Origin of the sequence: Actinoplanes sp. NPDC048967 (genome assembly GCF_040649415.1) — a bacterium.
GTDB lineage: Bacteria > Actinomycetota > Actinomycetes > Mycobacteriales > Micromonosporaceae > Actinoplanes.
This window is the reverse complement of record NZ_JBEZFL010000019.1, coordinates 1,158-16,179: the sequence shown is the minus strand read 5'-3', so window position 1 is coordinate 16,179 and position 15,022 is coordinate 1,158. Positions and strand designations below refer to the sequence as shown.

Sequence of the window (15,022 nt, the reverse complement as noted above, 5' to 3'; positions counted from 1 at the left end):
CGTACCGCCGGTCTGCCGGTCGGCCAGCTCCGCCGGTCTGTCGGTCGGCCAGCTCCGCCGGTCTGCCGGTCGGCCAGCTCCGCCGGTCTGTCGGTCGGCCAGCTCCGCCGGTCTGTCGGTCGGCCAGCTCCGCCGGTCTGTCGGTCGGCCAGCTCCGCCGGTCTGCCGGTCCGCCAACCCTGCCGGTCCGCCGGCCCGCCGGCCCGCCGGCCCGCCACCCTGCCGTTCTGTCACCCCGCCGGTCCGCCGGCCCTCGCCACCCCCGCTGGCCCGCCACCGCGCCAGCTCAGCCGTCCTGCCAGCAGGCAGCTCCGCCACCCAGTTGCTCCGCCGACCTGTTAGCCGGGCCTGATCGGCTGGGCAACTCCGTCAGCCCGGCCACCTCGCTGGCTGGCTCCCTCGTCAGTCAGGCCGCCTCGCCAGTCAGGCCGTCCTGTCAGCTGCGCCGCGACACCCTGCCAGCCGGACTGCGACACCACCCGGGCGGCCGGTCGCCCCGCCGCGCGGCTGCTCCGCCGCTTCGCGCTCGGCTGCTTCGCGCTCGGCTGCTTCGCGCTCGGCTGCTTCGCGCTCGGCTGCTTCGCGCTCGGCTGCTCCGCTGCTCCGCCGCCCAGGGCAGCCACCCGCCGAGCCTCCCGTGCTCTACTGCCCTGACGGCCGGCCCAGCCGAATCGCACCGCGAAGCACCGCACCCCGACCTGCCCGAAGCGCAGACAAGCCAAAAGGCGTAGCCGGGGTCTGCCCGCAGTGCGGGCAAGGGCGAGTGATCCCGCACAAGGCAGGGAGCGAAGCGACCGACCTCGGCGGGAGCGACGGTCAGCACCCCCCACCCAGCCACGACATGATCTTGATCTTGATGAAGGGAAGAGCCCGGAGCAGGCCACCTTGGGGTCGATTGGCCATCGGTGGCACCCCCCGGCCGTCCTAAAATTCAGCGGAGATCAAACCGAAGGAGTCTTCGCTGTGTCCAGCTCTGAGAGCCCCACGTCCCTCACCGGTACCGCTCGCGTGAAGCGGGGGATGGCCGAGATGCTCAAGGGTGGTGTGATCATGGATGTGGTCACGCCGGAGCAGGCCAAGATCGCTGAGGATGCCGGTGCTGTCGCGGTCATGGCGCTGGAGCGGGTGCCGGCGGACATCCGGGCCCAGGGTGGCGTTTCGCGGATGAGTGATCCTGACATGATCGACGGGATCATCAACGCCGTCTCCATTCCGGTCATGGCCAAGGCGCGGATCGGGCATTTCGTCGAGGCGCAGGTGCTGCAGTCGCTCGGCGTCGACTATGTCGACGAGTCCGAGGTGCTGACGCCCGCCGACTACGCCAACCACATCGACAAGTGGGCGTTCACCGTGCCTTTCGTCTGCGGCGCCACCAATCTCGGTGAGGCGTTGCGGCGGATCACCGAGGGTGCGGCCATGATCCGCTCCAAGGGTGAGGCCGGCACCGGCGACGTCTCGAACGCCACTACGCACATGCGCACCATTCGCGGCGAGATCCGCCGGTTGACGTCGCTGGCCGAGGATGAGCTGTTCGTCGCGGCCAAGGAGTTGCAGGCGCCGTACGACCTGGTCAAGGAGGTCGCCGCGGCCGGCAAGCTGCCGGTTGTCATGTTCACCGCGGGCGGCATCGCCACCCCGGCCGACGCGGCGATGATGATGCAGCTCGGCGCCGAGGGCGTTTTTGTCGGCTCCGGCATCTTCAAGTCCGGCAATCCCGCCCAGCGCGCCGCCGCGATCGTCAAGGCCGTCACTTTCCACGACGACCCCGATGTGATCGCCAAGGTTTCCCGCGGGCTGGGTGAGGCCATGGTCGGCATCAACGTCGACGAGATCCCGCAGCCGCACCGGCTCGCCGAGCGTGGTTGGTAGAGCATAAAAGCAGGTGTCGTGCCTGGTTGCATGGTGCTGACCGTCGCTCCCGCCGAGGCCGGGCGCAGGGCCCCGAGGAGCTGTCGCTCCAGAACAGGACCCTGCGCCCTTCCTTCTGCGTGAGTGGTGAAAAGAAGAGGAGCGCATGAACATCGGAGTGCTCGCCCTCCAGGGCGACGTACGGGAGCACCTGTCCGCCCTGGCCGAGAGCGACGTCCTGGCCCGGCCCGTCCGCCGGCCCGAGGAACTCGAAGCCGTCGACGCCCTGGTGATCCCTGGCGGTGAGTCCACCACCATGAGCAACCTGGCCATCACGTTCGGGCTGCTCGAGCCGATCCGCAAGCGCATCGCCGGCGGGATGCCCGTCTACGGCTCCTGCGCCGGCATGATCATGCTGGCCACGACCGTGCTGGACGGGCGGCCCGATCAGGAGTCGTTCGCCGGGATCGACATGACCGTGCGGCGCAACGCGTTCGGGCGGCAGGTCGACTCGTTCGAGGCCGACGTGGCCATCGACGACATTCCCGGTGACGACTTCCACGCGGTTTTCATCCGCGCTCCCTGGGTCGAGGAGGTCGGCGAACAAGTCAGCGTGCTGGGCCGCGTCACGTCCGGGCCGGCCGCCGGTAGGATTGTCGCCGTTCGGCAGGGCAACCTGCTCGCCACGGCTTTCCACCCGGAGCTCACCGGCGACCTCCGCGTCCACCGGTACTTCGTCGAGATCGTTCGTCAGTCCTCAGCCCGGTAAGGGGCGGCGGCGGGGCGGTTGGAAGGGCAGGCCGAAGACGCACGGTTAACACGGAGGTTTTGTATGTCCGGCCACTCCAAATGGGCGACGACGAAGCACAAGAAAGCTGTCATCGACGCCAAGCGCGGCAAGATGTTCGCCAAGCTGATCAAGAACATCGAGGTCGCGGCCCGCACGGGCGGTGGTGACCCGGCCGGCAACCCGACGCTCTACGACGCCATCCAGAAGGCCAAGAAGAGCTCGGTCCCGAACAACAACATCGACAACGCCGTCAAGCGCGGCTCCGGCCTGGAGGCCGGCGGCGCCGACTGGCAGACCATCATGTACGAGGGCTACGGCCCCAACGGCGTGGCGCTGCTGATCGAGTGCCTGACCGACAACCGCAACCGCGCGGCGACCGAGGTCCGTACGGCCCTGACCCGCAACGGCGGCACCTTCGCCGACGCCGGCAGCGTGTCGTACCTGTTCAACCGCAAGGGCGTGATCATCGTCCCGAAGGCCGGCCTGTCCGAGGACGACCTCATGCTGGCGGTCCTGGACGCGGGCGCCGAGGAGATCAACGACCTGGGCGAGGCGTTCGAGGTGGTCAGCGAGCCGACCGACCTGGTGGCGGTCCGCACGGCCCTGCAGGAAGCCGGCATCGAGTACGACTCGGCGGAATCCTCCCTGGTCCCGACCATGACGGTCCCGGTGGACGAGGAAGCGGCCCGCAAGTGCTTCAAACTCATCGACGTCCTCGAGGACTGCGACGACGTCCAGAACATCTACGCGAACCTCGACGTGAGCGACGAAGTGATGGCCGCCATTGACGCGTGACAACTGTTCACGCGACTAGTACGGTGAGGGGGTTGGAAGTGACCGATCCACAGGAGGGCGCTTTGACCGACCTGGCGACCAGCCCCATCACCGAGGAAGAGATCGACGCCGAGCTTCTCGCCGAAGCGCAACGGCAGATCTCCGCGCCGTCGCTGAATGCGGCGATCAACGAGGCGCTCCGGCGCCTGGTCCTGGAGGAACGCGGAAAACGCCGCGCGGCGATGGAACGCCTCCAGCGGATGCACGACGAAGGTCTCTTCGACTACAGCCAGCTGGACGCTGCCGAAGAATGAGATACCTCGTCGACTCAAGTGCATTGACGCGCATCATCCGACGGCAGGTGGACCCGGTCTGGCACGAGCTGGTGCAGCGCGGCTTGCTCTCCCTCTGTGAGCCGGTGCTCGCCGAGACGCTACAAATCGCGGACACGAAGGAATACGCCGAAACCGAGACCTCCCTGACCGACACTTACGTCCCGGTCACGATCCCGGATGGCGTATGGGACCTCTCTGCCGCCATCCGCCACGAGCTCGCACCGCGTAGTGCGCACCGAGGACTCTCCGTGGCGGACCTCGTCGTGGCAGCCACGGCGATCAAATTGAAGCTGACCGTGCTGCACGAGGACGCCGACTACGAGACAGTCGAGCGGTTCGTGCCACAGCTTCGCCAACGCCGCATCAGTCTCGGCCCCGAAGCGGCGTGGTAGCGACTCCTTCGCGGGTGCTCAGGTGGTGGCGGAGAACTGGCTCATGAACTGGACCATGCCGCCGATCAGCAGGATCATGCCGCCGCCCAGGCGGAGGTAGCGGTGCCACAGGTAGCGGCGGTAGGCGTGCACCCAGGCGATCTCTGCGTCCGCCACCACCTCTGAGCCGGCGCGGACCGTTGACGGGAGGAAGTAGGCCAGTTGCTGGGCCAGTGACTCGTCCGGTGGGGTCGGCGGGCGTTGATACAGCGCGGTCGCCGCCGGCGCGCCGACCGGTTCCAGAGTTCTTTCCGGCAGGGCGTTCTCTCGGAGGACGTTCACCTCGACCGGGTAGATCTGGTCCTCGCGCCACTGCTTCGTCCGGGCCGTCAGGCGGCGGTCCAGGTGTTGCGCCGCGGCGTCGCGGTGGGTGAGGCGGCTGATCCAGGTCAGCCAGCGCCACCGGCCGGCCAGGTCGGTCAGCACCTGCATGCACAGCTCCGGCGCCGAGCGGTCGCCGCCGATCAGCCGGGCCGCCTCGTCCAGCAGCAGGTCGCGTCGCGCGGCCACGAAGGCGATGAAGTCCGGCGGAGTCTCGTCCTCCATCGGCGGGATCAGGTAAGCCATGGTGACCTCCCGACCCCATGGTCGGCGCACCGCCGGGCCGGCGCAAGACGACCACCAAGACCACCTCGGCCAGGCAATCAGACGGCAGGGCGAGGGTGGCCGCCCATGAGCCGCCAGGCGATTGGCCGCCCTCGCCCGACCTCGGCGGGAGCGACGGTCGGCGCCATGCAACCAGGCACGACATGTCCTTGATTTTGATCTTGATCGAGATGTGTGTGTCGCTCGCGGCCGGCCCCGGCCCATCCCATAGGGTGTCGAACACACGTCCGAGGGGAGTTCTGGTGCGGGTGCTCGGCATCGACCCGGGGTTGACCCGGTGCGGCGTCGGCGTGGTCGAGGGTGTGCCCGGCCGGCCGGGCAAGCTCATCGGCTACTACGTCGTCTACTCCGAGCCCGACGAGGACATCGCGCTGCGGCTGCTGCACCTGGACAAGTCGCTCGGGGAGCTGGTCGCCGAGTACAAGCCCGACAGTGTCGCCGTCGAGCGGGTCTTCAGCCAGCACAACGTCCGTACCGTGATGGGGACCGCCCAGGCCAGCGCCGTCGCCATCCTGGCCGGGTCGCGGGCCGGGCTGCCCGTGCAGACCTACACGCCCAGCGAGGTCAAGGCGGCCGTCACCGGCTCCGGCACCGCCGGCAAGGCCCAGGTCACCAGCATGGTCACCCGGCTGCTCGGGCTGGACGCCCCGCCGCGCCCGGCCGACGCCGCCGACGCCCTGGCCCTCGCGATCTGTCATATCTGGCGCGGTGGCACCCGCGCCCGCATCCAGGCCGCGGCCGTGGCCGCCGCCTCCGCTCGCAGGGGAGGACCCCGACGATGATCGCCAGCGTGCGTGGCGTGGTGGCCGCGATCGCCACCGACAGTGCCGTGATCGAGGTCGGCGGTGTCGGCCTGCAGGTGCAGTGCGCGCCCGCCACCCTGGCCGGGCTCAAGGCCGGGGCCGAGGCCCGGCTGTCGACCAGCATGGTCGTGCGCGAGGACTCGCTGACCCTGTACGGCTTCGCCGACGACGACGAGAAGCACCTGTTCGAACTGCTCCAGACGGCCAGCGGGGTCGGCCCGCGGCTGGCCCAGGCGGTGCTCGCCGTGCACCAGCCCGAGGTCGTCCGCCGCGCGGTGTCCAGTGGGGACATCGCCACCCTGACCCGGGTGCCGGGGATCGGCAAGAAGGGCGCCGAACGCCTGGTCCTGGAGCTGCGCGACCGCATCGGCGCGGTGTCCACCGGGCCCGACGGGGTGGCCGGCTCGCTCAGCGGCGGCTGGCAGGAGCAGGTGCGCCAGGGCGTGATCGCGCTCGGCTGGTCGGCGCAGCAGGCCGACCAGGCCGTCGCCGCGGTCGCCGAGTCGATCGACGGTGAGGTGCCGGCCGTGCCCGTGCTGCTGCGCCAGGCGATCCGCTTGCTGGGCCGCACCCGATGACCGACGATCCCGGCGACGTCGTCTCGCCGTTCGCCGAGGACGAGGAGCTCGACGCCGAGGCCAGCGTCCGGCCCCGCCGGCTGGCCGACTTCATCGCCCAGCACCGCGTCCGCGACCAGCTCGAACTGCTGCTCAAGGGCGCGATGGGCCGCGGCACTCCGCCCGATCACATCCTGCTCAGCGGGCCGCCCGGGCTGGGCAAGACCACCCTGGCCAACATCGTCGCCGCCGAGCTGGGCACCGGCATCCGGACCACCAGCGGCCCGGTCATCGAACGCTCCGGCGACCTCGCGGCCATCCTCACCGGACTCGCCGAGGGTGACGTGCTGTTCATCGACGAGATCCACCGCATCGCCAAGCCCGCCGAGGAGCTGCTCTACAGCGCCATGGAGGACTTCCGGGTCGACGTGGTCGTGGGCAAGGGGCCCGGGGCCACCGCCATCCCGCTCGACGTGGAACCGTTCACGCTGGTCGGTGCCACCACCCGGGCCGGGCTGCTCTCCGGGCCGATGCGCGACCGCTTCGGATTCGTCGCCCACCTGGACTTCTACTCGCCCGCCGACCTCGACGCGCTGCTGCACCGCTCCGCGCGCATCCTCGGCGTGCCGATCACCCCGGAGGGCGCGGCCGAGATCGCCGGGCGCTCCCGCGGCACCCCGCGCATCGCCAACCGGTTGCTGCGCCGGGTCCGCGACTACGCCGAGGTCCGCGGCGACGGCATCGTCGACGAGGCGACCGCCAAGGCCGCCCTGACCGTGTACGACGTGGACCAACTGGGACTGGACCGGCTCGACCGGGCGGTGCTGCGCGCGTTGATCGAGTCGTTCCGGGGTGGGCCGGTCGGGCTCTCCACCCTTGCCGTGGCGGTGGGGGAGCAGTCCGACACCGTGGAGGAGGTGTGTGAGCCGTTCCTGGTGCGTGCGGGGTTGCTCGCGCGTACGCCGCGGGGCCGGGTCGCCACCGACGCGGGCTGGCAGCACCTCGGCAAGCGGCCGCCGGAGGGGCGGGGCACGCTGCCGCAGCAACCCGACCTGTTCGCCCGGGACGCCGAAAGCTCTCCGTAATGTGAACGTGACGTGTGCCGCTTATCTACTTCCCAGGTAGAGGGATTAGACTCGCCGCCGTTCGAACGGGATGTGTATATCGCCCCGTCGTGTGCCCCACGCCGCGCCGCGGGCCCCTGGGCCAGTCTGGAAGGTCGTCTTCGTGTCTATCGCAGCTCAAGCGCAGGGCGGTGGCAGTTTCACGCCATTGCTTCTGATCGTCCTGCTCTTCGGCGTCATGTACTTCATGATGATCCGCCCGCAGCAGAAGCGGCGCCGTGAGGCTCAGCAGATGCAGTCCGCGCTCGGTCCCGGCGACGAGATCGTGACCATCGGCGGCCTGCACGCGACCGTGGTGGACGTGGCCGACGACGTCGTGACCGTGGAGATCTCGCCCGGGGTGAACGCCCGTTTCGCCCGCCCGGCGATCGCCAAGGTGGTCAAGCAGACGCCGGTCGACGAGGTCGTCCCGGACGACGAGCCCGTCGCCGCCGACCCGGTCACCGAGCCCGGCGTGACGACGCCGATCGAGAGCCCGGTCGTCGAGACCCGCAAGACCAAGGACTGACGGCTGCGGCCCGTTCCCACCGCGGGCCGCACCGGAAAAGTACGACAGGCCGTGAGGCGGGGCAGCCGGACGGCTCGTTGTTGTGAATAATCGGCGCCGGGCAAATCGGCCGGAAACCCGCCTGCGTGGCGGGCCACCGGTCCGGCGTCCGCCTGCCCCCCGATTCATCCCCAGCGCCGCGCGCTCCCGCCGCGGCCGAAAAGCACGAGGAGATCGACAGTCGTGGCACGACCACCACAGGGACAGAGTCATCCCGGGCGGCAGCTCGCCGTGCTCGGTCTCCTCTTCGTCATCCTCTATGCCCTCGTCTTCTTCGGCGCGGGCGCCAAGGGTGACTGGCACGAGCGGCTCGAGCCCAAGCTCGGCCTCGACCTGATCGGCGGCACCCAGGCGACCTACGTCGCGTCGCTGCAGTCCAACGGGCAGCCGCCGCCGCAGACCAGCATGGAGGAAGCCCGCAAGATCATCGACCAGCGGGTCAACGCGCTCGGCGTGGCCGAGGCCGAGGTCGTCGTCGAGGGCAACCGCAACATCGTGGTCTCCGTCGCCGGCGAGTCCGACGACCAGCTGAAGAACGTCGGCCAGGCCGCGCAGATGCGCTTCCGCAAGGTGCTCAAGGCGACCGGCGACAACGCCGCCGTGGCGGCCAACCCGCCGAGTGTCGCGCCGAGCGCCGGGCCGAGCGGGGCCGCGCCCAGCGCGAGCGCCGGCACGGCCCCGAAGGTCACCGGCAGCGCGGCGCCGTCGGCGTCCACCGGCGGTCAGGGCGGCGGCGAGCGCGCACCGAGCCCGAGTGCCCCGGCTCCGTCCGCCTCGGCCCCCGCGCCGGCGCCCTCCGCCTCGGCGGCGGCCCCGGCCCCGGTCCCGGCCGACATCAAGACGCAGCGCGCGGCCATCGAGAAGAAGGTCGGCGCCAAGGCGTGGGCCGCGGCCGAGAAGCTGACCGACCCGGTGGACCTGTCCACCGACCCGACGGCCGGCGTGCAGTTCAAGGCGTTCGGCACGCTCAGCGCCCAGGAAGTCAACGCGCTGACGCCGGAGATGCAGTTCAACGTCCCGACGATCGGCTGCGAGAACCAGCTCGACAAGCGGCCCAACGGCGCGATCGACGCGATCAACTCGAAGGTCGTCGCCTGCCAGAGCGGCGCGAAGATGTACCTCGACGTCGCCAAGGTCATCGGTACGGACATCGACACCGCCACCCCGCAGCTCGACCAGCAGCAGGGCCAGTGGGTCGTCTCCCTGGACTTCACCGGCCCGGGTCAGGCCAAGTGGACCGCGCTCACCCGCGAGGCGTTCCAGCCGGCCGCCAACGACACCTGCGTGGCCGCCGCGCAGGCGCTGTCCACCGGCGCGACGCACTGCCTGGTCGCCGTGGTGCTCGACAAGACGGTCATCTCCGCCCCCGAGATCCAGGGCGTGCTGACCGGCCAGTCGCAGATCACCGGGCAGTTCGACGCCACCTCGGCCAAGGAGCTCGCCGACCAGATCAAGTACGGCGCGCTGCCGGTCACCTTCGAGCCGGCCGCCACCCAGTCGGTCTCCGCGACGCTGGGCAAGCAGCAGCTCGAAGCCGGTCTGCTGGCCGCCGCCATCGGTATGGGCCTGGTCGCGATCTACTCGTTCTTCTACTACCGGCTGCTGGGCACCGTCATCTTCCTGAGCCTGATCCTGTCGGGTCTGCTCACCTTCGGCGCGCTGGTCGTGCTGGGCCGGGCCACGGGCTTCACGCTCACCCTGGCCGGCATAGCCGGGTTCATCGTCTCGCTCGGTGTGGCGGCGGACTCGTTCGTCATCTACTTCGAGAGACTCAAGGACGAGATCCACGAGGGGCGCAGCGCGCGCAGCGCCGTCCCCCGGGCCTGGGCCCGCGCGCGGCGTACCATCATCTCCGCGAACACCATCACGATCATGGCCGCGGTGGTGCTCTACATCGTGTCGATCGGCGCGGTGAAGGGTTTCGCCTTCGCGCTGGGCCTGTCCACGATCCTCGACCTGGTCGTGGTGTTCCTCTTCCGGCACCCGATCATGACGATGTTCGCCAACACCAAGGCGTTCATGTCGCCGCGGGTCAGCGGCCTCGGCCGTGCCCTCAAACGCGCCCCGACCGACGTCAAGGAGGCCTGACATGGCCAGCAAGGGTTTTGCCGACCGCCTCTACCGTGGCGAGGCGAACCTGAACATCGTCGGTCGCCGCAAGCTGTGGTTCGCGATCGCCGGTGCGCTGGTGCTCGTCGCGCTGGGCAGCTTCCTGATCCGGGGCTTCCACCTCGGCATCGAGTTCGCCGGCGGCACCCAGTTCGTGATCCCGGCCAGCGTGGGCACCCAGCCCGAGGCGCAGAGCGCCGTGGCCCGCGCGGTCGAGACCGCCGGCGTGGCCGAGGCGGCCGACATCGGCACCGCGCAGAAGGTCGGCAACGGCCCCGACGCGACCTACACGGTCCGGACCGAGGCGCTGACCCAGGACGAGTCGACCGCCGTCAAGAACGCGCTGGTGGCCGACCTCAAGGTGCCGGCCGGGGACATCAGCGACAACCGGGTCTCCGCGGCCTGGGGCACCCAGGTGACCCGGCAGGCGCTGCTGGGTCTGGGCATCTTCCTGGTGCTGGTGCTCGGCTATCTGATCGTGCGGTTCGAGTGGCGGATGGCGGTCGCGGCCGTCGCCTCCCTGCTGCTCGACCTCGTGCTGACGGCGGGCGTCTATTCGCTGGTCGGCTTCGAGGTCACGCCGTCCACGGTGATCGGCTTCCTGACGATCCTCGGCTTCTCGCTCTACGACGTGGTCGTGGTGTTCGACAAGGTGCAGGAGAACACCCGCGGCATCACCGCGGGCAGCACCCAGACGTACAGCGAGGCGACCAACCTCGCGGTCAACCAGACCCTGATGCGTTCCATCAACACCGGTCTGGTGGCGCTGCTGCCGGTCGGCGGTCTGCTCTTCATCGGGGCCGGTCTGCTGGGCGCGGGCTCGCTGAAGGACCTCGGCCTGGTGCTGTTCGTCGGCATGGGTCTCGGCGTCCTGTCCTCGATCATGTTCGCGGCGCCGGCGCTGGCCGCCCTGAAGGACCAGGAGCCGCGGATCAAGGCGCACACCGCCCGGGTGCTGGCCCGCCGTTCCGGGGCCCGCTCCGGCGACGTGGCCCGCGGCGAACGCAATCGCCCGGCCGGTGCGACCCCGGCCGAGGAGGTTCCGGCCCTGGCCGGCTCCTCCACGCCGCGGCCCGGCGTGCGGCCCGCCGCCAAGCGCAACAACCCGCGCGGCGGGGGTGCGGGCAACCGGCCCAGCGGCGGCCAGAAGCGCCGCTGAGCACGACGTTCGAAGGACGGCCCGCCACCGCGTCGGTGGCGGGCCGTCGGCCTGTCTAGGCTGTCCGGCGTGACCCAGACTGACGAGGTACGCGGAGACAGCGGTCCCGAGGTTGCGGAGCTGGTGGCGAGCCGGGTGCTGGACGTACCGGACTTTCCCAAGCCCGGCATCGTCTTCAAGGACCTGATGCCGCTGTTCGCCGACGGGGCGGTGTTCCGCCAGGTGATCGACGGCATCGTGGCGTACCACGGGGCCGGCTCGTTCGACGTGGTGGCGGGCGTGGAGGCACGCGGCTTCGTGGTCGCCGCGGCCATCGCCTACGCCACCGGCAAGGGCGTCGTACCGGTGCGCAAAGCCGGCAAACTGCCCCGCAAGACCCACTCCGCCTCGTACGCCCTGGAGTACGGCGAGGCGACCCTCGAGGTCCACGAGGACGCGTTCGTGGCCGGTCAGCGAGTGCTGGTGGTGGACGACGTCCTGGCCACCGGCGGGACGGCCGGCGCCGCGCTGGACCTGGTCGAACGGGCCGGCGGCACGGTCTCCGGCTTCACCGTGCTGATGGAGCTGGGCTTTCTCGACGGCCGCAAGCGGCTGGCCCCGCGTACGGTCCATGCTCTGCTGACCGTTTGATCCGTATCTGCCCCCGGTGGTGGCACGGTTTCGGCGGATCGGGCCGGGCCATCCGGGAAGTGGGGGCGGGTAGGATGACGTTCTCAGCTAGGTGAGCAATGGTGGTGGACCGGACCGGTCGAGGACGACCGGTGGTCCCGGCGATGGTGTGAGGAGGCCGGTGTCCAGCGACGTCGCCCCTCCGACGGAGGGCACGGTGCAGCCGACCGGCGCGAAGGCGCCCGAGGCTGAGCAAGCCCCGAAGTCCGAGGCCCCGGTCACCGGGGAGACGCACGACCTCGAGTCCACCCAGCCGCTGTCCCCGGCCGACGAGCCGAGCAGCAGCTTCGGGCTGGCCAGTGCGCCCACCGGGCGACGGGTCCGGGCCCGGCTGGCGCGCTTCAACGCGCCGTGGCAGAGCACCCAGGTCAGCGAGGTGCTCGAGCCACTGATCGCGACCCACCGGGCCAGCCACCCCAAGGCGGACGGGCGCGCGCTGCAGCGGGCCTTCGACGTCGCCGCCCGCTGGCACTCGGGGCAGTACCGCAAGTCCGGTGACCCGTACATCACCCACCCGCTCGCGGTCGCCACCATCCTGGCCAACCTCGGGATGGACACCACGACGCTGGTCGCCGCCCTGCTGCACGACACGATCGAGGACACCGACTACGGCCTGGAGCAGATGAGGGCCGACTTCGGTGGCGAGGTCGCGCTGCTGGTCGACGGCGTCACCAAGCTCGACCGGGTCAAGCTCGGCGACGCGGCCAAGGCGGAGACGATCCGCAAGATGGTCGTCGCGATGGCCAAGGATCCGCGGGTCCTGGTGATCAAGCTGGCCGACCGGCTGCACAACATGCGCACCCTGACCTTCCTGCCCCGCGCCAAGCAGGAGCAGAAGGCCAAGGAGACGCTGGAGATCCTCGCACCGCTGGCCCACCGCCTCGGTATGAACACGATCAAGTGGGAGCTCGAGGACCTCGCGTTCGGCACGCTGTTCCCCAAGCGTTTCGAGGAGATCAACCGCCTGATCGGCGAGCACCAGCCGCAGCGGGAGGCGCTGCTGCGCCAGGTCACCCAGCGGGTGCAGCTCGACCTGAAGTCGGCCAAGATCAAGGCCGAGACCACCGGCCGGCCCAAGCACCTGTACTCGATCTACCAGAAGATGATCGTCCGGGGCCGCGACTTCAACGACATCTACGACCTGGTCGGCGTGCGCATCCTGGTCGACACGGTCCGCGACTGCTACGCCGCGCTGGGCGTCATCCACGCGAACTGGCAGCCGGTGCCGGGCCGGTTCAAGGACTACATCGCGATGCCGAAGTTCAACATGTACCAGTCGTTGCACACGACGGTCATCGGCCCGACCGGCAAGCCGGTCGAGATGCAGATCCGGACCTTCGCCATGCACCGTACGGCGGAGTTCGGCATCGCCGCGCACTGGAAGTACAAGGAGCAGAAGGGCGCGACGATCGTCGGCCCGCCCGCGCACATCGACGAGATGACGTGGCTGCGCCAGCTGCTGGACTGGCAGCGCGAGGCCAGCGACCCGAGCGAGTTCCTGGACGCGCTGCGCTTCGACCTGTCCAGCCAGGAGGTGTACGTCTTCACCCCCAAGGGCGACGTCATCCCGCTGCCGACCGGTTCGACGCCGGTGGACTTCGCGTACGCGGTGCACACCGAGGTCGGCCACAAGACCATCGGCGCCCGGGTGAACGGCAAGCTCGTGCCGCTGGAGTCGACACTGTCCAACGGCGACGTCATCGAGATATTCACCTCGAAGTCCGCCACGGCCGGCCCGACCCAGGACTGGCTCGGCTTCGTCAAGAGCCCGCGCGCCCGCACCAAGATCCGCCAGTACTTCAACAAGGAACGCCGCGAGGAAGCGATCGAGGACGGCAAGGAGGCGATCGTCAAGGCGATGCGCAAGCAGGGCCTGCCCCTGCAGCGCATGCTGACGAGCGACAACCTGACGACCATCGCCCGCGACCTGCACCTGGCCGACGTCGCCTCCCTGTACGCGGCCGTGGGCGAGAACACGGTCTCCGCCCAGTCGGTCGTGCAGAAGCTGGTCGCCGGCTTCGGCGGCGAGGAAGGCGCAGTCGAGGACATCGCCGAAACGGCCGTCGCGACCCGCCCGCCCCGCAACCGCAGCACCGCCCAGGACCCCGGCGTAGTGGTCAAGGACGTCAGCGACGTCTGGGTGAAACTGGCCCGCTGCTGCACCCCGGTCCCGGGCGACGCGGTGTTCGGCTTCGTGACCCGCTCCGGCGGCGTCAGCGTCCACCGCGAGGACTGCGCCAACGCGGAAGACCTGCGCGACCAGAGCGAACGCGTGGTCGAGGTGAGCTGGAAGCCGACATCGGCGTCGACATTCCTGGTAGCGATCCAGGTGGAGGCGCTGGACCGGCACAAGCTCCTGGCCGACGTGACCCGGGTGCTGTCCGAGGAACGCGTCAACATCCTGTCCGCGACAGTGACCACAACCCGCGACCGGGTGGCGGTGAGCCGCTTCACCTTCGAAATGGCCGACCCGAAGCACCTGGGCCACCTGGTGGCAGCAGTCCGCAAGGTCGACGGGGTGTTCGACGCCTACCGGGTGACCTCGGGCGCCTGACAGGCCCCGCGGCCGAACGACCGCGGGCCCGCCTTCGCCGCAGGAGAGCGGGGCGCGAGGCAGTGACTGCGCGGCAAATGCTGCTGCCAGCGGCGTCGGTGACGGCCTCCGGCTGCCTGCCCGACCACCGCGAAACCTGCGCTCTCGGGCGCTGCGTTCCATCACCGGGTCGTGCCGGGTCGGTGGCCGCACTGCCGTTTGGTCGTGCCGGGTCGCGTCGCTGGGGCATCCGCTGCGTTGCGCTGCCCGTAGGCCGTGCCGCGTCCAGGCGCAGGCCATACGCTGCGTTGTGGGGCCTGCCGGGCCGCGTTGCTGGACTGGACCATGCTGCTGCCTTGCGCGCCGGCCCTGGGCCGGCTCGCCCGCTGGGCTGGCCACGCCTGCCCGCTGGGCTGGCCCGCTGGCGTGGCGCTGCTTGCTGGGCCGGCTGGCCCTGCCCGCTGGCGTGGCGCTGCCCGCTTGGCCGGCTGGCCCCGCCCGCTGGGCTGGCCCGCTGGCGTGGCGCTGCTTGCTGGCCGGCATGGCCCTGCCCGCTGGCGTGGCGCTGCCCGCTTGGCCGGCTGGCCCTGCCCGCTGGGCTGGCCCGCTGGGCTGGCCCGCTGGCCCCGCCGCTGGCTCCGCCTGCTTGCTGGCCGGCATGGCCCTGCCCGCTGGCGTGGCGCTGCCCGCTTGGCCGGCTGGCCCTGCCCGCTGGGCTGGCCCGCTGGGCTGGCCCG

The 15,022-nt window shown here is 70.5% G+C and carries 14 protein-coding genes; 13 read left to right on the top strand and 1 reads right to left on the bottom strand.

Going from position 1 to position 15,022, the window contains the following annotated elements:
• Positions 1 to 963: 963 nt before the first annotated feature.
• From pdxS to AB0C12_RS43885, 5 genes are all read left to right on the top strand, one after another.
• A complete protein-coding gene (gene pdxS, locus AB0C12_RS43905) occupies positions 964 to 1,869 on the top strand; it encodes a pyridoxal 5'-phosphate synthase lyase subunit PdxS (protein WP_360557179.1) in 906 nt (301 codons plus the stop codon).
• Positions 1,870 to 2,014: 145 nt separating this feature from the next.
• The gene (gene pdxT / locus AB0C12_RS43900) at positions 2,015 to 2,617 is read left to right on the top strand and encodes a pyridoxal 5'-phosphate synthase glutaminase subunit PdxT (RefSeq protein WP_360557178.1); all 603 of its coding nucleotides are present in this window, start codon (positions 2,015 to 2,017) and stop codon (positions 2,615 to 2,617) included.
• A gap of 63 nt (positions 2,618 to 2,680) precedes the next feature.
• Positions 2,681 to 3,433, top strand: a complete 753-nt coding sequence (locus tag AB0C12_RS43895) for a YebC/PmpR family DNA-binding transcriptional regulator (RefSeq protein WP_360557176.1) — start codon at positions 2,681 to 2,683, stop codon at positions 3,431 to 3,433.
• Between the two features lie 38 nt (positions 3,434 to 3,471).
• Positions 3,472 to 3,726, top strand: coding sequence for a type II toxin-antitoxin system VapB family antitoxin (locus AB0C12_RS43890; RefSeq protein WP_360557208.1), 255 nt, complete (start codon positions 3,472 to 3,474; stop codon positions 3,724 to 3,726).
• The gene (locus tag AB0C12_RS43885; protein WP_360557174.1) at positions 3,723 to 4,139 is read left to right on the top strand and encodes a PIN domain-containing protein; all 417 of its coding nucleotides are present in this window, start codon (positions 3,723 to 3,725) and stop codon (positions 4,137 to 4,139) included. Before AB0C12_RS43890 ends, AB0C12_RS43885 begins: the two co-directional genes overlap by 4 nt.
• A gap of 18 nt (positions 4,140 to 4,157) precedes the next feature.
• On the opposite strand, the gene AB0C12_RS43880 is transcribed toward AB0C12_RS43885, so the two are convergent.
• Positions 4,158 to 4,745 carry a hypothetical protein gene (locus AB0C12_RS43880; protein ID WP_360557173.1) on the bottom strand — a complete coding sequence of 196 codons (588 nt, stop codon included), beginning with the start codon at positions 4,743 to 4,745 and terminating at the stop codon, positions 4,158 to 4,160.
• A gap of 281 nt (positions 4,746 to 5,026) precedes the next feature.
• Between AB0C12_RS43880 and ruvC the strand changes: the two genes are divergently transcribed.
• From ruvC to AB0C12_RS43840, 8 genes are all read left to right on the top strand, one after another.
• Positions 5,027 to 5,566 carry a crossover junction endodeoxyribonuclease RuvC gene (ruvC, locus tag AB0C12_RS43875; protein ID WP_360557171.1) on the top strand — a complete coding sequence of 180 codons (540 nt, stop codon included), beginning with the start codon at positions 5,027 to 5,029 and terminating at the stop codon, positions 5,564 to 5,566.
• Positions 5,563 to 6,165, top strand: a complete 603-nt coding sequence (gene ruvA, locus AB0C12_RS43870) for a Holliday junction branch migration protein RuvA (protein WP_360557170.1) — start codon at positions 5,563 to 5,565, stop codon at positions 6,163 to 6,165. Before ruvC ends, ruvA begins: the two co-directional genes overlap by 4 nt.
• Complete coding sequence (ruvB, locus tag AB0C12_RS43865; protein WP_360557169.1) at positions 6,162 to 7,229, top strand: Holliday junction branch migration DNA helicase RuvB; 1,068 nt, start codon at positions 6,162 to 6,164, stop codon at positions 7,227 to 7,229. Before ruvA ends, ruvB begins: the two co-directional genes overlap by 4 nt.
• A 142-nt stretch (positions 7,230 to 7,371) precedes the next feature.
• Positions 7,372 to 7,776: a preprotein translocase subunit YajC gene (yajC, locus tag AB0C12_RS43860; protein WP_360557168.1), complete on the top strand. Its 405-nt coding sequence runs from the start codon at positions 7,372 to 7,374 to the stop codon at positions 7,774 to 7,776.
• A gap of 222 nt (positions 7,777 to 7,998) precedes the next feature.
• Positions 7,999 to 9,903: a protein translocase subunit SecD gene (secD, locus tag AB0C12_RS43855; protein ID WP_360557167.1), complete on the top strand. Its 1,905-nt coding sequence runs from the start codon at positions 7,999 to 8,001 to the stop codon at positions 9,901 to 9,903.
• A 1-nt stretch (position 9,904) separates the two neighbouring features.
• Complete coding sequence (secF, locus tag AB0C12_RS43850; protein ID WP_360557166.1) at positions 9,905 to 11,083, top strand: protein translocase subunit SecF; 1,179 nt, start codon at positions 9,905 to 9,907, stop codon at positions 11,081 to 11,083.
• Between the two features lie 69 nt (positions 11,084 to 11,152).
• Positions 11,153 to 11,713 (top strand): adenine phosphoribosyltransferase, encoded by a 561-nt coding sequence (locus AB0C12_RS43845; RefSeq protein ID WP_360557165.1) that lies wholly within the window; start codon positions 11,153 to 11,155, stop codon positions 11,711 to 11,713.
• A gap of 160 nt (positions 11,714 to 11,873) precedes the next feature.
• Positions 11,874 to 14,306: a bifunctional (p)ppGpp synthetase/guanosine-3',5'-bis(diphosphate) 3'-pyrophosphohydrolase gene (locus AB0C12_RS43840; RefSeq protein ID WP_360557164.1), complete on the top strand. Its 2,433-nt coding sequence runs from the start codon at positions 11,874 to 11,876 to the stop codon at positions 14,304 to 14,306.
• Positions 14,307 to 15,022 lie beyond the last annotated feature (716 nt).